Source organism: Vogesella sp. EB (assembly GCF_001037925.1).
In the GTDB taxonomy this organism is placed as follows: domain Bacteria; phylum Pseudomonadota; class Gammaproteobacteria; order Burkholderiales; family Chromobacteriaceae; genus Vogesella; species Vogesella indigofera.
In genome coordinates this window covers 27,001-52,373 of sequence record NZ_LFDT01000007.1, presented here as the reverse complement: position 1 = coordinate 52,373, position 25,373 = coordinate 27,001, and the positions used below count along the sequence as shown (strand labels likewise).

The following is a 25,373-nucleotide window of genomic DNA, read 5'->3' as shown; positions in this document are numbered from 1 at the left end:
ATGTCGAATGTCGTCGCATCGAGGCCGGCGTCGCGCCTGGTCCACCTGCTGTTCGTGATTCAACTGGTGTCGATGGGGGCCATGGAGATGAGCGGCCCGTTCTGGCCGCTGCATCTGAAAGCGCTCAGCCCCTCCGCTTGGGAGTTCGGCTTTGCGGGGGTCGCCGTCTATGTCGGACCGATGCTCGGCATCGTGCTTACCAGTGCGTTCTGGGGCCGGGTCGGTGACCGTTTCGGCCACAAGCTGATGATGATCCGCGCCTTGCTCGGCCTCGCGCTGACCCAGTTGGCGCTGGCCTACGCGCAGGATGTGTGGACCATACTGGCCTTGCGCTTCGTGCAGGGGGCCTGCGCCGGCTTCATCGCGCCAGCGCAGGCCTATGGCGTCAGTATCGAGTCGCCGGCACGCCGGGCACGCCTGTTCGCCTATCTGCAGGTGTCCACCAACGTCGGATCGCTGGCCGGTGCGGTGATGGGCGGCCTGATCCTGGACCATGCCAACTTCCGCTGGATCAACATCGGCGCCGCCGTGCTGTGCGCCGCCTGCGCCGCCGCCGTGGCGCTGTTGCTGCCTAGCGTGGCGCCGGCCGCCAGGGCCGTACCTGCTACCACCACGGTGCCGGCCGACCTTTCCTCCGCGTGGCGTCGCGCGCCGATCGCCGGGCTGCTGGCGGTGACCGGCATCCTGCTGGTCAGTCGCATGGTCACCCAGACGCCGTTCTCGCTGTACGTGAGTTCGGTGTTCGGGGTGAGCAACTGGCTGGTGGGCTTGTGCTATGGGCTGCTGGCGCTCGGTTTCGTCGTGTCCGCCTCGCTGTGGGCGCGCTACTTCGAGCACGCCAGCTTGCCGTTGGCGCTGCGCCGCATCGGCCATGTGGCGATGGCCTGCGCGGTGTTGGCGGCTGCCGCCGGCATCACGCGCGACATCGGAGCCTTCTTTGCCATCCACTTTGCCTGGGGCGTGCTGCTTGGCGCGACCACGCCGGTGCTGATGGCGCTGATCTCCAGGTCGGCCGGCAGCCTGGGGCAGGGCTACGTGCTCGGGGTGGCGCAGAGCACCGCACAGTTCTCGTCCATCACCGGCATCGCACTGGGTGGCTGGCTGACACAGAGCTTCGGGCTGCAATACACCTACTTCTATGTGGCGGCGTGCTATCTGCTGGCCGTGGCGGCGGTGCTGCTGGTGCGGAAGGAGCGTATGCCCGCGCCTCAGCAGCAGGGCGCGTAGTCGCCGCTTCGTTTTCCGGCGGCCCCGGGATGCCGAGAGACGAATCCAATATGAAGCAGTTATTTTTTTGAGGATATTGACCATGCTATTTCAACGCCGACGGGCGCTGGTGGTACTCGTGGCGCTCGGCCTGATGGCGGCGCTGGGGGGGCTGTTCTTCATGACGGGACCGGCCAAGACGGATGCGTCCGCGGTGCTTGCCGAGGGGCGCACCACGGTCACCGACCTGGCCGGGCGCAAGGTGCAGGTACGCCTGCCGGTGCAGCGCGTGATCCTGGGTGAGGGGCGCCAGCTGTACCTGGTGGCCGCGCTCGATACCGACAACCCGCTCAAGCGTATCGCCGGCTGGCGCAAGGATCTGATCCAGTCCGATCCGGACACCTATCGCGCCTACCTGCGCAAGTTTCCCGGGATCGCCGACCTTCCCACTTTCGGCGGCTTCGAGGACGGCACCTTCGATATCGAGCAGGCGATCTCGCTCAAGCCCGACGTGATCGTGATGAACATCGAGGCCCAGCGCGCCACCGAAGACGCGCGCTATATTGAAAAGTTGGCCGCGCTCGGCATTCCGGTGGTGTACGTGGATTTCCGCCACGCCCCGATGGAAAACACCGAGCCGACCATGCGTCTGTTCGGCAAGCTGTTCGGCAAGGAACAGCGCGCCGAAGCATTCATCGCGTTCCACAACGAGCAGGTCAAGCGCGTCACCGACGTGATCGAGGCCCGCCAGCCTGCGCGCCCCAGGGTGTTCATCGAGCGCATCGGCGGCTACACCGAGGACTGCTGTCTGAGCTTCGGCAACGAGAACTTCGGACGCTTCGTGGAGATCGCGGGCGGCGACAACGTCGCCAAGCAGGCGATCCGTGGCACGTTCGGTCAGCTGAACCCGGAGCAGGTGATCGCCGCCGATCCTGAGCAGGTGGTGGTGACCAGTGCCAACTGGGAGGCGTTCGTGCCGAATGGCAGCTGGGTGGGCGTGGGACCGGGGGCCAACTTGACGCAAGCAGCACACAAGTTGGCCGCCTACCTGAGCCGCCCAGCCTACGCCGGCATCACGGCCAAGCGGAACCACGCATTCCACGCCATCTGGCACCAGTTCTATAACAGCCCGTACCAGTTCGTGGCGATCCAGCAGCTGGCCAAGTGGTTCCACCCCGAGCTGTTCGCCGATCTCGACCCGGATGCCACCTTCCGCGAGCTGCACGAGCGCTTCCTGCCGATTCCGTACCAGCCGGGCTATTTCGTGAGCCTGCACGATAAGGAGGGGCAATCATGAGCGCCGCCGACATGAGCACCCCCAACCGGAGTGCGACGTACCGCGGGCTGGTGCAGAAGAAGCGCCTGATGCTGGGGGGCTTCGCCATCCTGCTGCTGTTGAGCCTGCTGCTCGATCTGGCGCTTGGCCCGGCCAGCTACAGCCTGGGCGACGTGATGCACGCGCTGTTCCGTCCGGACAGCGCCGCCTTGCAGACCCGGGTGGTGCTGTGGGAGATCCGTCTGCCGGTGGCGCTGATGGCGCTGGCGGTGGGCGCCGCGCTGTCGCTGGCCGGCGCGCAGATGCAGACCATCCTCAACAACCCGCTGGCCAGCCCGTTCACGCTCGGCATTTCCGCCGCCGCCAGCTTCGGCGCGGCCCTGGGGCTGGCATTCGGGCTCAAGCTGTTTCCGGCTGCGGCCGAGTACATGGTGCCGCTCAACGCCTTCCTGATGGCGATGCTGTCGGCGATGCTGATCCATGTGCTGAGCCTGCGCCGCGGCGTGAGCGCCGAGACCATCGTGCTGCTCGGCATCGCGCTGGTGTTCACCTTCAACGCGCTGCTGGCGCTGGCGCAATACTTCGCCAGCGAGCAGGCGGTGGCCGCCGTGGTGTTCTGGACCATGGGCAGCCTGACCAAGGCCACCTGGCCCAAGCTCGGCGTGGTGTGCCTGGTGATTCTGGTCACGCTGCCGGTCTTCGCCAGGCGCGCGTGGGCGCTCACCGCGCTGCGCCTGGGCGACGACAAGGCTGCCAGCTTCGGCGTGAACGTGCGCCGGCTGCGTTTCCAGACCCTGATCCTGGTCAGCCTGCTGGCCGCGTTTCCGGTGGCCTTCGTCGGCTCCATCGGCTTCGTCGGCCTGGTCGGCCCGCACATTGCACGCATGCTGATCGGCGAGGACCAGCGCTTCTTCCTGCCGGCGTCGATGCTGGCCGGCGCGCTGATGCTGTCCGCGAGCTCCGTGGTGAGCAAGACGCTGATCCCGGGGGCGATCTTCCCCATCGGGGTGGTCACCTCGCTCATCGGCATGCCGTTCTTCATTTCACTCATACTCGGCAGCAAAAAGAACGCATGGTGACACTACGTTTGGAAAATCTCGGCGCCAGCTATGGCCGCCACGAAGTCATCTCCGGCATCACCACCCCGGTCTTCCTGGGCGGTGAGGTGGTGGCGGTCATCGGCCCCAACGCGGCCGGCAAATCCACCCTGTTCAAGCGCATCGCCGGGCTGATCGACGGCCCCGGACGCGTGCTGCTGGAAGGGTCTAGCAAGGGCCGGGACGGCATCTGCTACATGCCGCAGGACATCAGTGCCAACGCGCGGCTGACGGTGTACGAGTCGGTGCTGCTGGCGCGCAAGCAGCAGACGCCGTCCTGGGCGGTGCACGACACGGATCTGGCGCGCATCGACGACATCCTGGCCGCGCTCGGCATCGATGCGCTGGCGTTTCGCAACCTCGGGGAGCTGAGCGGCGGGCAGCGCCAACTGGTATCGATCGCGCAGACGCTGGCGCGCGATCCGGAAGTGCTGCTGATGGACGAACCGACCAGCGCGCTTGATCTGCACCGGCAGATGCAGGTGCTCGGATTCATGCGCCAACTGGCGCGCGAGCAGGGGATGATCGTGTTCATCGCGATCCACGATCTCAACCAGGCCCTGCGTTTCGCCGACCAGGCGCTGGTGATCGCCGGCGGTAGCGGGCAGGGCAGCGGCCTGTGCGAAGAGGTGATCACGGTCGACATGCTGCGTGCGGTGTACAAGATCGACGCCCGCATCGAACGCTGCTCGCAGGGCGCCGGTCACGTCATCGTCGATGGCGTGGTCCAGGAGACGGCCATGCTGCAACGCTGAGCGGGAGGTCGAGGTGCTTGTGCCAGCCATTGAAACCATCTCCAGGGAGCAGACAAATGCGTGATTACCCGTCCTACTGTGTGGCTCTCAAGCCGGTGGACTTCTTCCTTCCTTCCGAAGAGGTCGATGAGGAGGCCGTGCACCGGCTGGCGGCCGCCATCGCCCAGGCGGGCATGTGGACGACGCCCATTCCCGTCGATAGGGAAACCGGCATCATCATGGACGGCAACCACCGCGCGCGCGCGGCGGTTTTGCTGGGGCTGCATTATCTGCCGTGCGTACTGCTGGGCTATCGGGATCCCAGAGTGGTCGTCACCCACTGGCGCAGCGGAGAGCCATTTTGCGTCGACAGCATCCAGCGCCAGATCTTGTTGCACAAAAAGTGCTTTCCATACAAAACGACCCGGCATCTTTTTGCGCCAGCGCTACCCGAGACCGAGATTCAACTGGGCATGCTGAGAGGCACGGCCCAAAAGCCTTGAGCGACATCACCTTGTAGTGGTCAATCAAAGGATCGTCACGATCAATCAAGGAGGGACTCACTCGTCCAATCGAGATTGGTCGCACACCTCACGCTAGCCAGAGATGCTGGCACCAGGAGGCAGCCTGAATTCCATCATGTTATCCTGTCAGTCTGTTGCGCTGACTTCCCATAAAGTCCACGGCAAAACAGGATAAAAGATAGGATTAAAACCCATAGATGCGGCACCGTAAGCCGCCAGGAATAAGGCTTGTAGACCCGCTATGCTACTGATGATCGATTAAGATCATTGCCGTATCACACCATATCACCGCGTATCACACCCCCGCCACAAGGCCTGATTTTGTTGGGCTTCCTGTGTCACCTCCTATCACCCAGTATCATGACAGATCAGAAAAAAGCGGGTATTTTTGCGGGTACCAAATCCCGATACCCGCTTTTTCATGGCACTCACCGACGTCAAAATCAGACAGACCAAACCCAGCGATAAGCCGATCAAGCTGACAGACAGCAACGGCCTATATCTTGAGGTAAAGCCTACCGGCTCAAAGCTGTGGCGCTACCGGTATCGGCTGCCGGATGAATCCGGCAAGTTGAAGGAAAACGTGTTCGCCATCGGCGAGTACCCTGCGCTGTCCCTGTCGGATGCCCGGGCAGAGCGCGATACCGCTCGCGAGCTGGTGAAGTCCGGCCGGCATCCTGCTCATGTCCGTCAGGCGGCCAAGGCCAGCCAGATCAAGCAGAACGCAAACACGCTCGAGGCCATCGGCCGTGAGTGGCTGGAGAAGAAACAGCCGCAGTGGAAACCGTACACCTACAAGCAGGCATCCTACGCCCTGGAGAAGAACGTCTTCCCGTCGTTCGGCAGTCTGCCCATTCGTGATGTCAGTGCCCAGGACATCCTCACTGTCATGCAGAGGATGGAGGAGCGGGGCGCCATCGTCTTGGCCATGCAGGTCAGGCAGTGGTGTTCGGCCATCTTCCGCTATGCAGCTTCCACATTGCGTGCTGACTACGACCCTGCCGCCGCGCTGAAGGGCGCGCTGCATCGGCCAGAGATCAACCACAGCCGGCCGTTGTCACCCGAGGACATTGCCGACTTGAAGGCGAAGCTGCTGGCCTACAACGGCAACCGCACCACCGTCATCGCGATCTGGCTGCTGATGTACCTGTTCACCAGGACAGCGGAGCTGCGGCTTGCAGCATGGTCAGAGTTCAACATTGAAGCAGCGGAATGGCGCATCCCCGCCGGCCGCATGAAGATGAAGCGCATGCATGTGGTACCGCTGCCTGCCCAGGCGCTGGCGCTGCTGAAAGAGCTGCACCGTATTACCGGCGCCGGTGAGCTGCTATTCCCGAATGTGAGGCGGCCGGAAGCGTCGATCAGTGCGACAACGATCAACCGGGCGCTGGAGCATATGGGGTATGGCTCGGGGGAGGTTACCGGTCACGATTTCAGGGCCACCGCCTCGACCATCCTGCATGAACGTGGGTATCGGCCTGATGTGATTGAGCGGCAGCTGGCGCATGCCGAGAGAAACAAGGTAAAAGCGGCGTACAACCATGCCGAGTACATGCCTGAACGCCGCGCCATGATGCAGGCCTGGGCCGACTACATCGACAGCATTCCTGCTGAATCCCTGGCCGCAAGCAAGGCTACTGCTGCTGACTGACCACCCATGCTTGCAATGCCGTCAGCTGCTCGGCGTTTTCCCTGCAGGTAAGATAGTTGGCCGCGACAGTGGCGGCAGCATCTTGAGCGGGGACGGCGGGCGCATCAGCAACTCGGGCGGGGTCGGGAAGCTCGCCGAGGGCGGCGGCGTCGTGGAGCACGCGGAAGCCACCAGGCAGAGCAGGGCTATCAGACGGGACATAGACGGGTACCTCTTTGATGATGGTCTCGCCGGCAGCGTGTACGGTTCGCACGCGGTCGACGTATTTGGTCAGTACCTGGACGGTTGCCTCGGCCTGCCGCTGGCGGACGATGGCGGTTCTTGCGGTCGCCGAAAGGTTGGCCGCATCCAGCTTGTCCTGCACGTGGCTGGCGCCTTTGACCCAGCCGAAGGCGAGCAGGGCGCCTGCCAGGGCCAGAAGTGCCAGCCAGCGGTAGATGATCTGGAGCATGGTTTCCTTTCTGCGGCCTACGCCAGCACCTTCAGCGCCCGCTGGTACAGGGCGATTCGATCTTCTCGGCCATTCTGGCCACCGTTGATGCGACGGGTGATGGTGTCGAATGCGCGCTTGTCTGCCAGAGCGTTCAGATTCTCGTTGTGCCAGAACCACGCGGCAGAACGACATGCCAACTCCGGCTGTTCCAGCAGCTCAGGTTGCGCGATCAGGTCAATACCCAACCCGAAGCCGCACAGCTCGTAGTTGCGCCGCCCGGTGATCTGAATCAGGCCACGGCCGCAGTAGCGCTGCCCGTCATCATCGTTCTGTGGCGTGTTGCCGAGACGTGCCGCCAGTCGGCCGGTGTCGTACTTGTCCAGATAATCGCTGCCACCCAGTTCGCGCGTGTAACGCAGCCGGTCAGACTCGTGCCCGACCTGGGCAAGGAACGCCGCGGCACGAAGCGGGGTGATGATCTTGAACTCCGCCATTGAGGCATTGAGTGGGGCAACAAAAAGCCCGGCGCGCGGCCGGGCTTCGGGCATGATGGCTATTAGCTTCTCAACGGTCAGCATCGGCAGTCGCTCCCAGTTTGGCGGACCACACTTTTTCGAACGTGAAGATGGCACGGCTGCCCATGTGGCCAGAAATACCGACCATCGCCGCACTCAGTAGCTGGGACAGGCCGGCCCACTCGCACAGGTAGAAGGTGACGATGCCGGCGAAGGCGCTGATGGCCAGCTCGCCGATGATCTCGGCCATGCTGATCTTGCCGTCAGCCCTGGCGCGCCGGATGGCGCCGGCCACACCGCCGAGCAGCGCCAGCGCGAACACCCACAAGTAGGTCAAAAGGCCATACGATGCCGGGCTCTTCGCCGCGGCGTGTGCTGCTTCCTGGATTTCCTGCATCACTCCCCCTTGGAATGAAAAAGCCCGCCGAGTGGCGGGCCAGAAACAATTTGACCCGCACTGGGCGGGTCATTCGATTTGCGAGGCGCTGATAAATAAGTCGTCCAGCTGTTGATCAGTCAGGTTAAGTTGTTGCGCCATATCCAGCACCATCGGGCTGTTGCGCTTGAATGCCTGCGCATTCTGCCACGCAATAACTGTGAGCTTGTCGGTCGCGGCGTCGGCCATCATTGCTTCCACATTCCCCAGCAATCCGGCGAGGTGGAGCGCAGCCAATGCCTGGTAGCGTGTCACCTCGGATGGAATGTTGGCAGGAATAGCCGCGGCAGTTTTCTGGATCTCTGCAATTTCTTCGGCTGTCAGTTGAACAACGCGCTTCTCGCCAGTTGTTACGTCGAATTCAATGCGCTGCATATCAGTAGCCCTCGATCAGAAGAGAGACGCTGCCGGCGTCGAAGGTGTCAACAGCCGTGGTAGTGGTAAGCCGAATCCGATCCAGCACGCCGGCCAGCGTTTTGTTGCCGACTGTCTTGTTGTTAGTCGCCTCGCCATTACGAATTGTGTCGCCTTCGATTTCCCACACATTCCCTGACTGAAGCCTCATCCGGATGGCGCCGCTAACAGAGGTTGACGTGCCAGACGCACCGCTCAGAAGAATTCCGCTGGTAGAAGACACAGTTACAATGCTGCTGCCTGTTACTGCATTTACGTTGTTGCTGTAGCCCGTATTCTCGATGCCGGATGGTGTGCCAAGCTGCAGCAGGTAGTTGTTGTTGCCGTTGGTACTGACGTTATGGGGCAATACGGTGATGCGCTTTGCCCAGCTCGGGAAGCCGGTCAGGTCGATCACCGTGCCGCTGGTAGTCGCAACTGCAGCCGTAAGCGTCATCCGCTGGCCTACCAGAGGCGTGCCATCAGCCCGGATGTATTGGAACACGTAGACGGTTGTGCCGTCGTAGTAGAGGAAAGCGCGGTCACCAGCAGCCGTGGTGATGGTGGTGCCACCCTGCAAGTTGTTGTTCGTGGCGTGGTGTGCCAGCGTCAGCGCGCCGTCGAAAATCACCTGCATGAACTGGCCGGCTGTCATGGCCCAGGCGCTGATGCCAGTCGTGCCGGTGATATGCACTGTGTTACCTGTTGCTGAGGCCAGATCGACTGTCGCGGCCGATGCGATGCTTCCGCCAGCGGCAAATTTGAGTACCCCTGTCATCGTCAATCCGGCCTGCACCAAAGACTTCACCCACGCCTTCAGACTGGCAAAAGTTAGCTTCTTCCGGCCAAACAATGCCTCACTGTCGGCAATCGGCAGCTCGTCGGCATCAACCGGCGTGGCCTTGCTGGTGGCGCCGTGGATCTGGGTTTCCACCTTGCTGGCATCCGATACCTGGCGAATGATCGCCGCGTGCGCACGCAGGTAACTGTCAAGGTTTGGCCCGATCGGTTCGCTGCCGCCCGGCGAGTTGTTCGCTGCAGACGGATCGAGATCATCGATAGAGTCTGGAATTGGCATATCTCTCCCCCAAAAAGCAAAAGCCCGCCATTGGCGGGCTATACTTTTGTCATTGTCCCGGCGTTCAGCCGAGAGGAGTTAAATGGAAAACTTCATGCAGAAGGCCATCGGCTTTGCTGGCGCTGGCTTCTTCCTGTGGCTGATCGTGTCTTTCGAACAGTGGCTGATCCAGCTGGCCAAGCGACACTTGCCGCGCGGTAGCCGGATCCGCCGCTGGGTGCTGTGGAGCAGGGCAGACGAGGACTGATCAGCGCTGCGCCTCCTCCAGTGTCAGCAGGCCGGGCACCGATAGCAGGGGCAACCGGCTGGACAGCTGGCCGGCTACCGGTGGCAGCTGAATCGTCGGATTCAGCGCGCGGCCAACGTTGGCCATCTGGTTTGCCTTGCTGACGGCCGTCGTTGTCGCGTTGATCATCCAGGGCATGCCAGGGATGGGCGTTTGCGACAGCAGACGTAGCATGTTCGGCGCCGTGCTGGACCCTGCCGGCTTGATTGGCGCGTTGTGGATGTTGCCGGCGGCGGTGAGTATCCGGTGATATTGATCCCACCCATCGGCGCCGAACAGGATCTTGCCTTTCTCCGGCCCGATGCGATCCAGCGCACGACGCAGGCCGGCCACCGTAAAGCTGCCGCCGGTTTCCGCCTGCAGAGTTGCGGCATCCCGCACATACACCTTGGCCGCGTCCCGCAGCGTCGACAGCAGCGGCATGCCGCGCTGATACTCCAGTGCGGCCAGCCCTTTCAGGTCATCCACCTTCATGCTGCCCAGCATGTCTGGCAGCTTCTCTGGCGTGAATTTCCCCTTCAATACCTGATCCACCAGCGGGTTCGATTCCTGAAAGCGGAAGCGATCCGCCGCGGCCGTGCGTGCCTGACGGAAGGCGGCGGCCAGTTCCTGCTGCTGATCACCGCCGACGCGCGGCAGGTTGCCGGTACCGGTGCCGCCGTAGCCGTCGATGGCATCGGTCAGGTGCTTCTTCACGATGCCGAGCGCCTTGGCCTCGGCCATGTCGCTGGTGCTGGACAGCCGGCCATTGATCGCCTGCAGTCGCTGCAGCGCGGTGCCCATGTCGAACGGCTCCTTGCCGCTGGTGGCCTTCTGGAACCAGTTAAGCGTATCCGCCGGCAGCTTGCTGCCCAGCATCTGCTGGTCCAGCTCGATGGTGGCATCGTTCACGAAGCGGTGCGGGTCCAGCGGCAGGTCACGACCGGCAGCGTTGCGCGCGGCACCGTACAGCTGATCCACGTTGCTTTTCAGCATGGCATCGTAGCCGGATAAGGTGTCCTGCAGCCGGTTGCCGAGGTCGTAGTCTGTAGCCTGGCTGGTGCCATCCCGCACCCCTTCCAGCAGCGCCTGGTTGGCGTCCTTGTAGCGGGCGGCCAGCTGGCTGTCGACGGTGTTCAGGTTGTTCTCCGTCCACCAGTCCTTGGCATCACGGGTCAGCCAGCCGCGGGTCGGCTTGATGCCCAGCTTTTCGAAGTCGGCCAGCCGTGCCAGCTGCTCGGTATCCAGGTTGCCGAGGTCTCGCGACTGCTTGCCGGCCTTCACCAGCTGCTGCTGGATGGCACGGGGCAGGGCGTTGAAGTCGATGCCCTTGGCCTGCAGCTGGGTGGTGAGGGTGGTCTCAACCTGCTGCGACGGCGTGAAGGCGCCTTTCACTTTGCGGCCAACGTTACCGAGGCCACGGCCAAAAGCCAGCCCCGCAGTGCCGCCGGCGGCGCCCGCCGCGGCGTTGATCAGGCGTTGGTCAATACCGCCCGGTTGCGACACCAAGCCGTAGCCACCGCCGACCAGCGCTGCCTGTTTGTAGGTGCTGGGGTTGATCACGGCGTTGCCGCCTTTCTGCAGCAGCTGGCCACCTTTTTGTACCAGCTGGCCAACCTTGGTCAGGTCGCGCCCCTTGGTCAGCAACTGCGCACCGGTGCCCAGCGTCTGCAACGCCTTGCCGCCGGTGTACATGATGCCGGCTTGCCCCAGCATGTTGCCGGTGATTGCGGCAGGATCGCTCATCAGCTGCTTGTCCGCCTTCTCGTCGCCGCGCACCAGCCCCAGCGAGTCACCGATTCCGATACCGTGCAGGAAGTCGGTTGCGGCCTTGCCGGCGCCAATAATGGCGCGTTCCGGCAGGCTGTATTCGTCCAGCAGGTTCTTGTCCGGCTTCGCGTTGTCGATGATCCGCATCGGCTTGCGTGCTGGCTTCTGATCTGTGCCGTCGAAGCGGTCGAACGGGTTGGCCACCGGCGTCTGCTTGGTGTCGAACTGGTCGAACGGATTCATGTTGCCCCCTGTGCGCTGCATGTACGCAGCCGTCTTTGGCCCCCACTGGGCGGTGTTGCCGCCGGCGTGGTAGTAGCCGGCCGCGCGCACCGGATCGCCCTTTGCCCAGCGCATCGCATCCTTGGCCACAATGGCGGCACCGCGCACGGCATTCTGTGGCGATGCCCACGGGTCGAAGCCGGCCTGCTTGATGATGCGTGCCCGGGTTTCCGGGATGATCTGGTAAACCGATCGCGCGCCGGCGGAGCTGACTTGATCCGCGTTGCTGCGCTCACCGTTAACACGAATGGTGCGCAAGAACCCCGCCATGTCCGGCGCGAGGTTTTGCTCCAGCTGGTCATAGCCGGGGTCTCTGAAGCTTTTCATGTCAGCGCCCCATAATTGATGCGGCCGCGCCTTGGCCGTACTTGGCGTCAAACTGCTGTGCCAGGCGAGGGTTCAGCTTGATGTTGCGACGCAGGTAGTCGACGGCGGATGGTGGAATCGACGCTCCTGCCTGTCGTGTAGGCTGACCGCCGGCAGCCGGTGCCTTGCCTTGCCCTGCGTAGAACTGATCGAAGCCGTTCAGGTGGCCACGCTCGGCAAGGTACTGCTCGGCGGCGGCGAGCTTTTTCTCGGCCGCGCTGAGGGTTTTGCCGAACTGCTCACGGATGGACTTGTTTACGTTCCCGGATTTGTCGATGCCGGGCAGTGACTGCAGGTACAGCTGCAGGTCGCGATCTGACGTCGAGCCGGAGCCGGCCGGCCGCACTTGTGGTGCGAGGCGTGACTGAATGGCCAGCATTTCCTGCTTCTGGTCATCGGTTGTCATCCAGTCCGGCAGCCCCTTGTCCAGCAGTCCGCCAGTGGCCTGCTCCTGGTTGAGTTGGCCAAAGCGGTTCAGGTCTGTCATGGTGGTGCGGCCTTGGGCAACTTGGTTGCGCAGCTCTTCCAGCTGCTTGTTCGCCTGCTCGTACACCCGCGGCTTCATGGCGTCCGCCTTTTGCGGTGGCAGGTTGCTCCATGGCGCCAGCGGATCAGGTGCCTCTGCCGCTGGCGGCGCCTCTGTGGCAGTGAACTGCCCATTCCCCGGGTTGAACACGACAGCCGGTTTGTAGTCACTACCGGGGAAGTACTGCATCGGTGTCGGTGCGAACGGCGTGAACACCTGCATCGCCTGCTTCCGGTCGACGCCGTTGTCGATCAGGAACTGGAAGTTCTTCTGGGCGTCAGTCGGCTTGCCGCCGGAACCGTATTCTTGCAGCTTGAGGGCGGTTTCCATGTCGCCGGCGCTGGCGTACAGCTCGGCAGCGTTCCTCCAGTAGTCCGCACCCTGTGGCAGCTCAGACAGGCCGCGGCGCAGTGCCGCCTGGCGCTGGCGCTCCTGCTGCTTGGCCTGCCAGTCATCTTTGAGCATGCCGGTCCTGAACTGCTGCACGTTCTCGTCCGATGCACGATCAAGCGCGCCACGGTAGCCCTGCTGCTGCGCGGCGAGGCCGTGGCCAAGCGACTGACCGAAGTTGCCGCGGTTGTTGGCCAGCATCGCGGCGCCCATGTTGGCCAGCGACGAGAACAACGCCTGCTTGTTCTGCTTCTCGTTCGGCGAGAAATCGAAGTTTGGTGCCGCGGGTTCCAGAGTGCGGCCAACCTCTGGCTGTGCCAGGCTGTAACCGGAGTCGTCCAGCAAGCCCATCAGGGGCGACTTCCCCGCATCGCGGCGGAAGTAGTCGTTCAATTCCATCAGGTTCATATCACCCCCTCAGTGGGTCGTACTGGTTACCCCATTGCACCGGATCCCACGCCGCTCTAGTCACTGCGCCGGGCGTGTAGCTGTAGCCAGCATTGGCCGCCATGGCCGTGGCCGGCGCGGACTGGTAGCTATCAGCATCCAGCAGACCGGCGATACCGCCTTGGCGGCCGTCAGCTTGCGTGGCCGCAGGCCGACCGCCTGGCACACCGGGCGTTTGGTTTGCCATGGCGTAATCCATAGCCTTGCTGGCCAGCTTCTGCGCAGCCATGCTGCCAAGCGGAGCCAACTGCGACCCGGCCAGCGCACTACCCATCGGCCCGGCGATGCCGCCGACCACGCTACGGGCAAACTGCTCGCCCCACTGGTTCATGTTGTCGGCGGTGAGCGCGGTGCCGAGTGTGCCGCCGAGGATGGCGCCGCCAGGTCCCATCAGCATGCCGGCACCGAGCGCACCGAGCTTGTTCAGCGCGCTGGCGCCGGCAGAACCCAGCGCCGTGCCATAGCCGAGCTGCTTGGCTCGGTCGAAGTAGCCGACACCCATCTTGCCCATGGTGTCGCTGATGCCGGTACCGCGGTACCCGGATTCGCGCATGTTGTCACGCATGCGGCCGAGCGTGCCGGGCGAGATTTCGCCGACACCCTTGGCGTAGCCGAGCTGGGCATTGTTGGTGTCCATCATGGATTTGGCAGCATCGATGTCGCTTTGACTGTTCTGCGATCCAGCATCGTCCGCAGTGTCGCCGGCATCATCGCTTTCCGGTGAGCTGCCGTCGTCGTAGCGGAATTCCAGCAAGCCTGTTGCCGGGTTGCGCGAGTTGGCCTTGCGGCCAACTTGGTAACGCTCCGGATTAATGCCGGCTTCACTCAATAGCCCCAGTGCCAGCGGGGCGATCTTCCGAGGTACAACTACCTCGCCAGGCGTCAGGTGGGCAAGGCGTGTGTCGCCACCCCGGCCGGCGGCGGCCAGCTGTTTGGCTGTCTTTTTCATCGCTTACTCCCAAAGGCTGGAGAGGCCACTCCATGCATGATCAAGCAACGACGAACCACCGACGTTGGTGTTGCCCAGCGTGCCAAGCAACCCCAGGCCACCGCCGATCCAGTTGGCCGCATTGCTGCCGCCGCTGTTCTGTCGGTTGAACTGGTCGGCGTTCTGCGCCAGCTGCTGTGCATTGCTGGAACTGCCGAGCATGCCGCTCAACATGTCGTAGCCGGTGTAACCCCAGTTTTTGGCGTTCTGCCAGTCGCTGTAGTTCATGTCGAGCTTGGACTGATCCTGCGCCTGCTTGGCCGCGCCAACGCCTTGCAGTGCCGCGGCGTCGGTGTAGGCCTGATTGCCGTAGGTCGGCGCCATCAGGCCGGCCTGCAGCTGGCGGCCACGTTCCTGCTGGTAGTTGTCGCCATACACCTGGTTGGCCAGCTGGCCCAGCGAGTCGGCGAAGGCAGTATTGTTGGCCTGCTGCACCTCCTGCATGGCGCTGCCGCCGTAGGCGCCGGCGTTGTTGAATTGCGCCATGGTCTGGGCGCCTGTGCCGCGGGCGTAGGCGTCAGACATGCGGCCGGCCATGGCGTCGTAGGTGCCTTTCAGCCACGGGTTGCTGTCCGGGCTCATGTACTGGCCGTTCAGCGTGTTCTGCACCATCCCGGCGCCGGCCTGCATCGTCGGATCACCATTCGTCGCGCGATTGGTGATCATGTCCATGGCCTTGTTCTGCTCGCCGGAGAAGTTGGCCAGACGGTCGCCACCGTATTGCTGATAGGGTTGCGACGCCATGTTCCAGCCCTGTTGCATCAGGGCATTGGGCAGGTTCTTGATGTCGGTGGGCGCTGCACCCCAGCCAACGGTATTGGGCGCGCTGGCGGCCTGGTAATTGCCAGTCAGAAAGCTACTGTTCGTCGCCATGTTCAGTTACCTGTCAAAGTTCGTTGTTCTTTCCAGGTGCCTGGCTCACCCGCGGCGGTGCAGATCCAGCCACGCAGGATGTATTTGCTGCCGGGTGTGCCCAACTCCTGCGGGTTGCTGTTGCGCACCTCGTCGCCAATCCCCCACAGCCCAGCCGTCGGCGCCGCATCCAGTGCCAGCACCGCCACCATGCGACCGCCGGTTAACCGGTTGACGGAGCGGTTGATGTCAGCCAGCAGCATCGTCAACTGGAAGGTCAGCCGTTCCGGCCACTTCTGGTCTGTGGTCTGCGGCAGCATTGGCCGCTCAGGTAGCTGGTTCATTCGCTGCCGTCCTCCTGGAACTGTGCCGCCAGCGCCATGATTTCCATGTCGCCAGAGGTGGTGATTTGCAGCCGGTGCCAGCGGGCAGACCACAGCGCGTCAAACTTGCCGCCGTTCAGTGCAGAGCTCTCAACCTGGGTCGGTGCCGCATCCAGCGTGTCATGCACCAAGTGATCCAGCTCTGCACTGGCCGGAGCGGTGATAAAGCGCGGCCTCACCCTGGTCAGCGTGGTGAACACCTCGTCATCACCAAGATCGCCGGTCGTTAACGTGGCGGTACCGGCGGTGCCCTCTAGTGACTGCAGGGCATGGCTGCTGTTGACCACCGACATCAGTGCCGATGACTCCGTCCAGTACGGAGAGTCGTAGGCGATGGGTGGGATGTCGTCGTAGGTGGCAAACAGGTCGCCCAGGGAATCGAAGGTGATGGCACCGTTCAGGTACTCGCTGGCCGCCTCGATCGCGAGAGAGCCGCACCCCCACTTGTTTGCCTTGTAGTGGTACGCCACCCACTTGGTGAGCGCCCCGTCACTGCCGACGGTGGGGTAGAACCAGTACGCCAGGGCGTTGGTGCGGTCGTGCAGAGACTGCACGCGGTACTGATAGGCCGGATCCAGATCGGCGAAGAACCACTCGCGCAGCGATGCGCCAATCGGCGTTGGCCGCGTGCCGTCGAAGAGGTAGAAGTCGTCGGCGCCAAGAAAAACGTGCGCCGTGCCGATATCGATCACCGCTTCTTGCGACAGTGCGCCGATCTCACCCGGGATCAGCGTCCAGGTCCAGATTACCGGCGGGCCGACATAGCGCCCCAGGTACATGGAGCGCTCCTTGTAGGCGACAATATCGGCGCCAAGGCGCCGGCCGGCACGCACCGGCCCGGGCGTGTCCAGCAACCGACCGTTGGCGGCTTGGGTAGCAATGGCCGGCGTCCAGTCAGCCTGATTGCGCAGGGCAGAGCACCACCAGCCATCCGGCCGGTCACCGTAGGTGCCATCCACGGTGTCGAATGCCATCACGAAGCCGGCCACCGTCTCGATGATCGCTGCTGTTGGTGCCGTCGACACGTCATCAAAGCCAGCGTCCAGCGCCTGCTGCATCGGGTCAGAGCGGTTGGCCGCAAGCGTGACGTTGCCGAACTGAGCGAAGCGCCAGCGCGATTCGGCGGGGTTGCTGTAGCCGCCGACCTTGGAGCGATCGGTCCAGGTGTTGCCGGTTGCCTCATACAGCGCCGCACCCGTGCCGGCGAAAATGCGCCAGGTGTTGTCCAGCTTGCGCACAACGATCAGGCCGCGGCAGGCGGCAGTCAGCGCCGGCATGCCCAAACTGACCGGCGACGGCGCCGCGCGGTAGCCCTTGAGCGTCGGCAGCAGGTTGTCGCAGTCCACCATGATGCCTGGCGTGGTCGGATCAAGGTCTGGCGCGAAGTTGTTGAGCGGTACCAGCATGTCAGCCACCAAAGAATGAGCCTTGCAAACCGCACAGGGCCACATCGCAGCCCAGCACATCGTTACTCTCGTTGCGTTGTTTCTTGTCGGATTCTTCCAGGCTGCGAACGGCCGCATCCAGAAAGTCCGTGGCTGTTGCCACACCAGATGGGTTTTTGAAAGCGTCGTTCGCCGAAACCAGTGCCGCGTATAGGTAGCAATCTGGGCCATTAACCAGTAGCCAGTTGGTACTGGCGCTGTTCGCAGTATCCAGAGACTGGCGCTTGTAATAGCGCAGGGTGCCGGTGTAATCGCGGTTGGCCTTGATGTCGAACTGAAAGCCCACATCGCCAGTAACCGTGAATGTTGCCGGCTGCCCGGTCAGCGTCCGGAAAGTCATGGCGTCCAGAGAAACCGGCTGCACTTCACTGCCGTCTTCCAGTGTCAGACGTTGGGCCGCAAGAAAGCCAGTCGGCACCGCCGCTGTGTTGGCGTTGGCAGCAATGACCAGCGGTGCTACTGCCTGCATACCGGATAGGCGTAGCTTCCGGTTCAGCAGCACCTCGGCCAGCAGCACAAACTCGGCAATGCGTTCAGGGGCAACCGAACGTGCCAAGCGCTGGACGATCAGGTTGCTCAGCTCGCCATACGTCGACACGCTCATGGTTATTCACCCTGTCCAGGTTGCTGTTGTTCACCGGCGCCAGCTACCTGGCCGCCGGACTGTTCCTGCTTGTCGTCAGGCTTGCGGCTACCGCGCGCCTGCGTCTTGCCGCCGGACTGTTCGGCTTCCTGCTCGTGATAACCCTTGAAGCCATCCTTACGGGCGTTCGATTCGGCGGCCTTGTCGGGCACGATCTTGAACTCGTCGCCTTTGTAGAGAGCCTTCGGGTATTCCTGGACTTCGGACATGTCAGTCTCCTGAAGTGGGCTGCCCCGCCGAAGCGGGGCAGGTTGGTTACTCGGTGACGCGCACGGCGTGGTCACCACGAACAGTGGCAAAGCCGTACATAACGTCGATGCGGGTATGCTCCTGGTCGGACTTGCCGTCGCCGAAGGTCATCACACGTACCGACATGTCGCCGGCGCGGGCGGTGTAGCCCTCGCAGGAGGCAATCACCGGCAGCGGTACGAAGGCTGCGGCGAAGGCGTCCTTCTGGAACACCAGATCCTGGCGGTAGCCAGTGCTGGCAGCACCCACAAAAGTCAGTGCAGCACCGTTTGCAGGAGTGGCCGACACCGTGGCGCCCGGTGCAACCGCGCCAATGGCCGGGAAGATGCTGATCGAACCAGTGGTGCCGGCGGCGGTGAAATCTGCCGTTACGACGAACTGACGCAGCTGCGGGTAAGCCACGCCGGACAGCGGGTTCATCGCATACACACCGGCGATGGTGAATACCGAACCCTTCTTGATGGTGTCGCCACCAGTCAGCCCGCCGATGTTGAGCGTGTTACCAGATTGGCTGGCACCGTTGATGGTTACGCCGGCCACCTTGCTGCCGTTGGTGTGGGTCGGCAGGGACTGCGACTCGAAGAAGTGCAGGCCTTGGGCATCACCCAGAACGCCGGTGGTGTACTGGTCTGCGATACGCTTGTTCGGATTGAACAGCGCCTTGGAGCTATCTACCATCTCGGTGTTGACGTCGCTGGAGATGATCGCGGTACGGTTGCCGTCGGTTGGCGCTAGGTAACGCTCCAGGCTGGCACGCGCCTGGCCGAAGGTTTTCATGGTGGTCGGCAAGCTGCCGGCAGTACCAACCAGGTTCGGGATGCCGAGATATGCTTTGGCCATCAGGTCGGCACTCACCACCGAGGCCAGTGTTTCCATGGCGGGGCGCAGGAAACGGTCCTTGAACTCAGTGAGGTTCAGTACCTTTTCCTTGGTGGTGAAGGTCAGCGGCACGTGCTTCTGCGTGTCGACGGTCAGGTTGATGTAGGTTTCGGTCTGATCCGGGGCGTTGCCGCCACCGGCGAAGGTGGCGCCGTCAAACACCTTGCTGGCCGGCGGGATGCGCACCTTCACGGTGTCGCCAGCCTTGTAGCCGCGGGTGTTGCTGCCGAAGTCTTCCTCGCGGCCACGGTTGATATTGCCGATGAACGGAGAAGCCTCCATCAGCATGGCGGCGGCTTCGCGAGCGATCATCTGGTGAGTCAGTACAGTGTTGCCCATATTTCAGGTTCTCCAAACGAAAGAGCCCGCCATAAAGGCGGGCATTGGTTTACGATTTTTTCTGGCTTTGACGCCAGCGATACCACTCGGCATCGGTCATCTTCTCGGGCGGTTTCTGTACCGCATTGGAGCCAGACGACACCTTGGTTACCGGTTTGGCGGGGGCGGGCTTTGGCTTCTGGGTAGCCTTCTGCTGGGCCTCAAAGCCGATGCGCGCCAGGTGCAGCATCTTGATGTTGCGCGGGTCTGCCAGATCGAGGCTCTTGCTCATTGCCTCTTCGCTGCCAAACACTTGCACGCCAAAGCTGCGAACTTTCCCGGCCATTTCCGGGTTCCAGCCTGGAATCTCTTTCGCCAGAACCGCGCGACCTTGTTCGATTCGCTTGGCAGTTTCCTGCTGCTTTTCGAGGGCAAACTGCTGTTCTGCTTGTGAGAGTCTTGCACCCAGCTGTTGCTGAGCTTCTTGCAGCTGCTGGCGCTGGAAAAACAGCGCCTGTGCCTGCTGCGGGTCTTCCTGGTTCAGTGCCTGCCAGTTGATCTGGTCGTACTGTGCCAGTTGCTCAGAAATGGCAATCAGCTGCGCATGCTCCTGCATGTGAGACATGATGCGTTCCTGGCGATGGCCGAACTCTTGAGCCTCCTGTTCCAGTACGCGACGCTGCTCTGCAACTTCCTGCGTCTTCCGGGTGTAGTCGCCGTGCATCAGGATCTTGTCTTTCAGCTCCTTTGGCACGGCATAGCGCTTGCCGTCGATCTCGACTTCCTCGGTATCGACCTCCGCGCCCTCGGCACCTTCTTCGCCGGTCTGGCCTTCGCCATCATCGGCATTGTTTTCGACTTCGCCGCTGTCGAAGCTGTCGCCTGCTTGGCCGTCGTCGGCTGCGCCGGCAGCTTGATCGATGACTTCCTCGTCGGGATTGGTCATTTCGTCCATGTGTCAGTCCTTGAAAAAGAGAACCCGTCACACGGACGGGCTGGGTGGCTGCATGAAAAAACCGCCTTGCGGCGGCTGTGGTGGCGGCATGCCGGCAGGCGGCGGTGCCTGCGGTGGCATCTGTGGAGCAGGTGCCGGTTGCTGCGGTGGCAAAACGTCCGGCGAGGCCATCAATTGCTGCATGGTCTGGATGATCAGTCCTTGCACCATTTCCGGTGTCATTGCGCCGCCCATCGCTTTGAGCCGGTTTGTTTCAGCGTTGTAGGCGTCGATGTCCAGCTTCCGTGCCTCCATCGACTTGTCCTGCTCAGCCTGTTGCAGCTTGCTCTGCAAAACCTGGATGGCCTGTTGCATCTGTGTGAGCTGCGGATTCTGGCCTTGTACTGGCGGCGGCAATAGTGCCTGCAGTCGCTTGGCAATCTCCTGCGCTTCCGGCCAATCCAGATTCTTGGCCAGCAGGTCCCCCAGCACTGGTGCAGCCGCAGGGTAGGCGCGCACAAACTCGATCATCTGCGTGGCGGCTTCCTCGCGCTTGCTGTTGAAGCTCGGGCCAACCGTTACGGTCAGGTCGTATTTGCCCTTGGTCAGGTCGTATACCCGCATGCCGCCATCTGCCTGCTTGTCCGGCACTTGCTGATTCACTGGCACTGACTTTGGCTGCTGGTCTGCTCCAATGATGCGCACGATGCGCGGCCGGGTGTACACATGGGGAATCAGGTCCAGCACGATGCGGCCGACGTGGCGAATCGCCCGGGTCAGGTTGTCGATGATATGGAAGGTGGAGGTGTCGCCCTCACGCTGACGGGCCATGATGGCGCGTCCACTGGTTTCATTCGAACGGGCGCCCAGACTGGCGTCGTATAGCCCCATTACCGCTTTCATGTCCTCGCTGGCAGTTGCGGCCAACTGCATAGCCGCGGCGTCGGGTGATGGCGGCGGTTGTCGCTGTGGTGCGATACCACCGTCGTATCCGATGTAGGCGTGGTTCTTGGTGTTCGCGGACGCCCATTTCCCCTTGTCGCTTTCGAATGCGCCCTTGGGGCCAATGAATGGTGCCTTCGGAGCAAGCGCCACCGTCTCGGTCATCGCCGTGCGCCAGTAGTTGTACATGCGCTGCGGGTCTTTGGCATCCTCGATTAGGGCGCGGAAGTAGCGCTTACCTTCTTTGTTTACCTCTTCGCCATACACCGGCACGATGGGGATATAGCGACCCGCCCACGGGTTGGTTTCCAGCACTTCATCAGCACCGATGATGTACTGCACCACCTTAAAGCTGCGAACCGTTCTCTCATCAACGATGGCAAGGCCGGATGCTTCGAAAAACTCTAGGTTGGACAGGTAAGCGTCCTCGTCCAGCACCTGCTGATCGCTCAGCATCAGCACGGTTTTAGCCTCTTCCTTCCGCTCCCAGTATTCGCACACCATCACACCATCGTCGGTGTTGTACCAGTCGCTGCTGAGGCCTTCGAAACTGCGCTCCGCTTTACCTGGATATTTGCGCTCGAACTCCTCCTTGCTCATCCATGACTCGATAATGCAATAGCTCCAGTCGCTGGAGTCGTGCTTGCTGGAGCTGTGGTCACGATGAACAAGCAGGGGGTTCACCACGGCATCGATCTTGATGTCCATGTCAAAGGTGTCGTCATAGGCATAGTCCACATCCACGCGGATGTAGCCATAGCCGCAGCTGGCCGACAGATCGACGGCGGTGTCGTAGGCCACGTCGGCATCGCTGGACTGCTCAATGTGCCGGATGATGCCGTTGATCACCTCGGCGGTATCCACGTCGGCGCGATCATCTACCGGATGCACCTTGATGGAAGGGCGATTCTGCCGGCAGTCATTCACCACCTGACGAATGAAGGCCGGCAGCTTGTTGATGGTCAGGCAAGGGCGGCGCTCAAGCTCACGCTCTTTCTTGATCTGTTCCGGCCACTGTTCGGAAAGGCGGGCGAAGGTAAGGTTCTCCAGCCAGGCATCACGGTTGTGGCTGTCCGACTCCACCGACTTTTCTAGCGCTTTTTTGCAGCGCGAAACCACGTCATTATCTTTTTCCATCATCCCATCCACCCGCCGGCGCCGTTATAGGCGTCTTCGCTGTCATCAACAGAGGTTCTTGGCTCTTCATAAGCTACACACATCAGCCCGAAGGCGTCAGCGCCATGACTGGCCCAGTCATGCTCAGGGCCAAGGCCAATGCCGCGCGCCTCGTCCCGCTTCTCGTGGTACCAGCCCAGTGCGCTGATACCGGCCTCCGTCGTTGGCTCGTTGAACCACATGGACGGAAACAGCCGGCGGCCAGCCTCGATACGAGCCTTGGCCGCGCCCTTGCCTTGATTGGGCACCACCGTCACCGTGTAGCCGGCGGAGGTGAGGGCGCTGTTGTACGAGACGTCGAACACCTTATCCTGCGTGTCCCCGTCGTGTGGCAACCAGATCTGCGCTCTGTCCGGCGTATAACCACGACTGCGCATCCACACTAGGTGCGAGGCCAGCGGCTGGCCGACAGCCTCGTAGTAGTCCAGGATGCGGATTTCCTTGCCGATGAACTGCGCCACCCACATGGTGAAGGCGTCGGCGCGGGCTCCGGTACCGCCGATGTCGCAGAACACGCGGATGGTCATCAGCGGGTCAGCGGCAACACGGCCGATACGGCCTTGCTCGCGGGCCAGCAGCAGACTGGCGGCGTAGTAGGCGCCCTCGACGGCTTGCACGTATTCACCCTCCCAGATATGGCCGTACTGGTCTGGCCGCTCCTGCAGATCACGCTGGCGCTCACGCTCCAGCTTCTCGGGAAACTTCGGGTTGTCCTTCCAGTTCAGCTGTACCACTTTGACCAACGGGTCAGTGGAGAAACGGAAGCGTCGGTCAACCGGAGCATTCTTGCGCTTGGGGTTCCACGTCACCCACAGCTCGGCGTTCCAGTCCTCGCCTTCCTCGCGCAGGGTCGGGATCAGCGTCGACCACGCTTCGTCGGTGACCGGCTCGGCCTCGTCCACCCAGCACAGCAGCAGGCGGCCTTTCGACTTGATGGACGCGATGTTGCGATCCAGACCGGCAAAGGCAAACGCGATGCGGCCATCCTTGCTGCGGATGTATTTGTCGCCGATCTCGTAATACGAGCGCAGAAACGGCTCATCTTCGATGGCGCGCTTGACCTCCTCAAGCGAGGAGTCCTCCAGCGAGTTCATGAACTGCCGGGCACACAGGAGAATGCCGCTGACGCCGCTCATCCCGTACATGTAGCCGCGCACGGCGGCCATCTTGGCGAAGCTGCGTGTCTTGGCTGAGCCGCGGCCGCCGTAAGCGCCACGAACGTCAGCCTGTCCGGAAAAGACCGGTATCAGCTTCTTGGGTAGCTTAATCCTCGCCGTCGTCATCCATACTCACCAGCTCAATGCGGCCAACCATCTGTATTGGGCCGCCGTCAGGGCCAAGCAGCGTTTTTTTGTCGTTGAACATGCCCAGATGCCGCGCCACGTTCTCCAGTGCCTTGCCCTGGTCCTGCAGCTTCACTTCCAGCCCATCCTTGGTGACCTTCACGCCGGCATAGAGCGGCCTGGCTGCTGCTGGCAGGTCTCGGGTGTCGTTCACAAACACCTCGCCGTGGCCTTCGCCTTTGCACTCCGGACATTTCGGGTGGGGTCGCAGGGTTCTGTCGAAGCCGTAACCACCTTCATCACTCGGCGGTACGGCGTGGCGATCTGCCTCGGCGGCATCCTTCTCGGCCTGCTGGGCGGCTCGCTGATATTCCAGCTCATCCGCCCACTGGTACTTGTGGCCAACCCCAAAGCAATGCCGGCAGCAGACGCGCCGATACGACACAAGCTCGTTCGGGTCAGCCGTGGCAATCTCCCACCAGCGCCTGAGCACCATGTCGGCGCTGATCTGTGTCCGTGCCTGGCGCTCCTGCATGCGCTGCTGGATAGCCTTCTGGATTTCAGGTTTTTTAAGGTTCTCGTCACCAATTTGGCCGGCTGTTCGCTTGCTGTAGCCGGCTCTCAGCGCCGCCTGCGTAGCGTTCAGATCGATCAGGTACTCGTCAACGAATCGAGATTGCTTTGCGGTCAGTGCCATGAGGCTTTCGCCTCCTCGGCGTGAAGTGGTGCCTTGGAAAACCAGTCAGGTTTCACGGCCTGCTGGCCAACCCAGCAGAAAGCAAAAAGCCCCGCTCTCTGGCGGGGCTGGTTCGGCACATGAGCACGTTCAAAGCCTCATGTGGTGTCGCAAAAAAACACCCCGCATCATGGCGGGGTGGGCTGAGTTTCCGGTGGGCATAGCTCGACCACCACGACGTCAAGATAGCACACCCTTGGTTTTACTGGATGTCATGGGGTGCGTTGGCATATATGCCGAATTTAGCCGTTCTGCCAGCTGCCAAGATGCTCAGGTGAGCCGCCATCCTTATTCAGCCGTACCAAGGAAAATGTTGGCTTTGCACGAAGTTTCCCTACTGGCTGATGCTCTTCAACGCGGGCCTTACAAATCAGCTCACCCGTTTCGGAGAGGATGTCGTAGGTACACTCCTCGGTCTGCCCAAGATGGCCTTTATCGCGGCGCGAGACTTGCTTGATCTGGTCAGATTCTTTCAGACCGAGGCGCTTGCGTACTTCATCCATAATTCTTCTCCTATGCGTTTCAGATTTGAAGCGCATTTTGGGTCAGGTGGTACGCTCTGGCAACTCTTCGTCCTGGCCCCTCGCGCTCCTGAAGGTTGGTCGTCACCTTCCCAGCCCGCCGCAGCTTCACCAGCACGCTCATGATCTCGGCCGGCTGGTGCTCGAAATCCAGCGCCGCTTCCAGCTCACCCAGCAGCATCGGACGCGGCGCATCCGCCAGTACATCGGCCAGCTTCCGCGCCAGCCCGTGTCCGCGGGGCCGCTTCATGCTGCCACCCGGTGCGACTCGCGCCAGATCCGGCCGAAGCGAACGGTGGCCGCCAGCAGGGTGGTGTCGAACGCTCGGGCGGACATGGCAAGTCGGCGGGCGACGATATCGTCAGCCAGATGCGGGAAGTGCACATGGCGCGCGCGCAGCACCAGCTTTTCCTGATCGGGCAAGGTGTTCACCAGCCGTTCCACCAGTTCGCCAGTACGCTGGTCGTATTTGAAGCGGAAGCGCTTTTCGGCATCGTCGGCATGCACATAGCGCTCCGGGTTGTTGGCGTAGTGCTTCTCGATGCCGGCGCAGGTCTGGCGCCAGTTGCCGGTATCGACCGCCCATTTTGCCCAGTGCTGCAGGGCTGCTGCAGGTTCAATCATGATCATCCCCC

At 62.3% G+C, this 25,373-nt stretch carries 28 protein-coding genes; 8 read left to right on the top strand and 20 right to left on the bottom strand.

The features are described from left to right. From ACG97_RS06030 to ACG97_RS06005, 6 genes are all read left to right on the top strand, one after another. Positions 1-1,227 carry an MFS transporter gene (locus ACG97_RS06030; RefSeq protein WP_047966443.1) on the top strand — a complete coding sequence of 409 codons (1,227 nt, stop codon included), beginning with the start codon at positions 1-3 and terminating at the stop codon, positions 1,225-1,227. An 82-nt stretch (positions 1,228-1,309) separates the two neighbouring features. Beyond that, positions 1,310-2,503, top strand: a complete 1,194-nt coding sequence (locus tag ACG97_RS06025) for an ABC transporter substrate-binding protein (protein WP_047966442.1) — start codon at positions 1,310-1,312, stop codon at positions 2,501-2,503. After that, the gene (locus ACG97_RS06020) at positions 2,500-3,561 is read left to right on the top strand and encodes an iron ABC transporter permease (protein WP_047966441.1); all 1,062 of its coding nucleotides are present in this window, start codon (positions 2,500-2,502) and stop codon (positions 3,559-3,561) included. Before ACG97_RS06025 ends, ACG97_RS06020 begins: the two co-directional genes overlap by 4 nt. Continuing rightward, entirely contained in the window at positions 3,555-4,334 is a 780-nt protein-coding gene (locus ACG97_RS06015; RefSeq protein WP_047966440.1) for an ABC transporter ATP-binding protein, read from the top strand. Before ACG97_RS06020 ends, ACG97_RS06015 begins: the two co-directional genes overlap by 7 nt. A gap of 56 nt (positions 4,335-4,390) precedes the next feature. Continuing rightward, positions 4,391-4,816: a ParB N-terminal domain-containing protein gene (locus tag ACG97_RS06010; protein ID WP_047966439.1), complete on the top strand. Its 426-nt coding sequence runs from the start codon at positions 4,391-4,393 to the stop codon at positions 4,814-4,816. A gap of 442 nt (positions 4,817-5,258) precedes the next feature. Further along, on the top strand, positions 5,259-6,488 hold the full coding sequence (locus ACG97_RS06005) for an integrase arm-type DNA-binding domain-containing protein (RefSeq protein WP_047966438.1): 1,230 nt from the start codon (positions 5,259-5,261) through the stop codon (positions 6,486-6,488). On the opposite strand, the gene ACG97_RS06000 is transcribed toward ACG97_RS06005, so the two are convergent. From ACG97_RS06000 to ACG97_RS16900, 5 genes are all read right to left on the bottom strand, one after another. Beyond that, on the bottom strand, positions 6,472-6,939 hold the full coding sequence (locus tag ACG97_RS06000; protein WP_047966437.1) for a hypothetical protein: 468 nt from the start codon (positions 6,937-6,939) through the stop codon (positions 6,472-6,474). The two genes, ACG97_RS06005 and ACG97_RS06000, sit on opposite strands and share 17 nt — an antisense overlap. A gap of 17 nt (positions 6,940-6,956) precedes the next feature. Beyond that, on the bottom strand, positions 6,957-7,499 hold the full coding sequence (locus ACG97_RS05995) for a glycoside hydrolase family 19 protein (protein WP_047966534.1): 543 nt from the start codon (positions 7,497-7,499) through the stop codon (positions 6,957-6,959). Next, complete coding sequence (locus ACG97_RS05990; RefSeq protein ID WP_047966436.1) at positions 7,486-7,833, bottom strand: phage holin family protein; 348 nt, start codon at positions 7,831-7,833, stop codon at positions 7,486-7,488. Before ACG97_RS05990 ends, ACG97_RS05995 begins: the two co-directional genes overlap by 14 nt. A gap of 69 nt (positions 7,834-7,902) precedes the next feature. After that, positions 7,903-8,247 (bottom strand): hypothetical protein, encoded by a 345-nt coding sequence (locus ACG97_RS05985; protein WP_047966435.1) that lies wholly within the window; start codon positions 8,245-8,247, stop codon positions 7,903-7,905. A 1-nt stretch (position 8,248) separates the two neighbouring features. After that, a complete protein-coding gene (locus ACG97_RS16900) occupies positions 8,249-9,343 on the bottom strand; it encodes a hypothetical protein (RefSeq protein WP_053068087.1) in 1,095 nt (364 codons plus the stop codon). Positions 9,344-9,425: 82 nt separating this feature from the next. Between ACG97_RS16900 and ACG97_RS17540 the strand changes: the two genes are divergently transcribed. Continuing rightward, positions 9,426-9,590 carry a hypothetical protein gene (locus tag ACG97_RS17540; protein WP_156167977.1) on the top strand — a complete coding sequence of 55 codons (165 nt, stop codon included), beginning with the start codon at positions 9,426-9,428 and terminating at the stop codon, positions 9,588-9,590. On the opposite strand, the gene ACG97_RS05975 is transcribed toward ACG97_RS17540, so the two are convergent. Both ACG97_RS05975 and ACG97_RS05970 read right to left on the bottom strand, forming a co-directional pair. Continuing rightward, a complete protein-coding gene (locus ACG97_RS05975; protein ID WP_047966434.1) occupies positions 9,591-11,987 on the bottom strand; it encodes a lytic transglycosylase domain-containing protein in 2,397 nt (798 codons plus the stop codon). Position 11,988: 1 nt separating this feature from the next. Further along, a complete protein-coding gene (locus tag ACG97_RS05970) occupies positions 11,989-13,350 on the bottom strand; it encodes a hypothetical protein (protein WP_047966433.1) in 1,362 nt (453 codons plus the stop codon). Between the two features lie 396 nt (positions 13,351-13,746). On the opposite strand from ACG97_RS05970, the gene ACG97_RS18240 reads away from it, so the two are divergent. Next, a complete protein-coding gene (locus tag ACG97_RS18240; RefSeq protein ID WP_156167983.1) occupies positions 13,747-13,911 on the top strand; it encodes a hypothetical protein in 165 nt (54 codons plus the stop codon). A 430-nt stretch (positions 13,912-14,341) separates the two neighbouring features. Here ACG97_RS18240 and ACG97_RS05960 read toward each other — a convergent pair whose 3' ends face one another. The 13 genes from ACG97_RS05960 to ACG97_RS05905 form a co-directional block, all read right to left on the bottom strand. Next, positions 14,342-15,250 (bottom strand): hypothetical protein, encoded by a 909-nt coding sequence (locus tag ACG97_RS05960; protein ID WP_047966431.1) that lies wholly within the window; start codon positions 15,248-15,250, stop codon positions 14,342-14,344. A gap of 2 nt (positions 15,251-15,252) precedes the next feature. Then, complete coding sequence (locus ACG97_RS05955; RefSeq protein WP_053068086.1) at positions 15,253-15,549, bottom strand: hypothetical protein; 297 nt, start codon at positions 15,547-15,549, stop codon at positions 15,253-15,255. Positions 15,550-15,569: 20 nt separating this feature from the next. Continuing rightward, positions 15,570-17,018 (bottom strand): hypothetical protein, encoded by a 1,449-nt coding sequence (locus tag ACG97_RS05950; protein ID WP_053068085.1) that lies wholly within the window; start codon positions 17,016-17,018, stop codon positions 15,570-15,572. A 1-nt stretch (position 17,019) separates the two neighbouring features. Continuing rightward, positions 17,020-17,661: a hypothetical protein gene (locus ACG97_RS05945; RefSeq protein WP_047966430.1), complete on the bottom strand. Its 642-nt coding sequence runs from the start codon at positions 17,659-17,661 to the stop codon at positions 17,020-17,022. A gap of 2 nt (positions 17,662-17,663) precedes the next feature. After that, positions 17,664-17,909, bottom strand: coding sequence for a hypothetical protein (locus ACG97_RS05940; RefSeq protein WP_047966429.1), 246 nt, complete (start codon positions 17,907-17,909; stop codon positions 17,664-17,666). Positions 17,910-17,955: 46 nt separating this feature from the next. Next, a complete protein-coding gene (locus ACG97_RS05935) occupies positions 17,956-19,167 on the bottom strand; it encodes a P22 phage major capsid protein family protein (protein WP_047966428.1) in 1,212 nt (403 codons plus the stop codon). Positions 19,168-19,216: 49 nt separating this feature from the next. Then, positions 19,217-20,101: a hypothetical protein gene (locus tag ACG97_RS05930; protein ID WP_047966427.1), complete on the bottom strand. Its 885-nt coding sequence runs from the start codon at positions 20,099-20,101 to the stop codon at positions 19,217-19,219. A gap of 27 nt (positions 20,102-20,128) precedes the next feature. Then, positions 20,129-22,162 carry a portal protein gene (locus ACG97_RS05925; protein WP_053068084.1) on the bottom strand — a complete coding sequence of 678 codons (2,034 nt, stop codon included), beginning with the start codon at positions 22,160-22,162 and terminating at the stop codon, positions 20,129-20,131. Further along, positions 22,159-23,481, bottom strand: a complete 1,323-nt coding sequence (locus ACG97_RS05920) for a PBSX family phage terminase large subunit (protein ID WP_047966426.1) — start codon at positions 23,479-23,481, stop codon at positions 22,159-22,161. Before ACG97_RS05920 ends, ACG97_RS05925 begins: the two co-directional genes overlap by 4 nt. Beyond that, positions 23,462-24,178 (bottom strand): terminase small subunit, encoded by a 717-nt coding sequence (locus ACG97_RS05915; RefSeq protein WP_047966425.1) that lies wholly within the window; start codon positions 24,176-24,178, stop codon positions 23,462-23,464. Before ACG97_RS05915 ends, ACG97_RS05920 begins: the two co-directional genes overlap by 20 nt. 281 nt (positions 24,179-24,459) lie before the next feature. Continuing rightward, entirely contained in the window at positions 24,460-24,720 is a 261-nt protein-coding gene (locus tag ACG97_RS17530; RefSeq protein WP_156167976.1) for a hypothetical protein, read from the bottom strand. Between the two features lie 19 nt (positions 24,721-24,739). After that, on the bottom strand, positions 24,740-24,988 hold the full coding sequence (locus ACG97_RS05910) for a hypothetical protein (RefSeq protein WP_047966424.1): 249 nt from the start codon (positions 24,986-24,988) through the stop codon (positions 24,740-24,742). After that, the gene (locus ACG97_RS05905; RefSeq protein ID WP_156167975.1) at positions 24,985-25,362 is read right to left on the bottom strand and encodes a hypothetical protein; all 378 of its coding nucleotides are present in this window, start codon (positions 25,360-25,362) and stop codon (positions 24,985-24,987) included. Before ACG97_RS05905 ends, ACG97_RS05910 begins: the two co-directional genes overlap by 4 nt. Between the last annotated feature and the right edge of the window lie 11 nt (positions 25,363-25,373).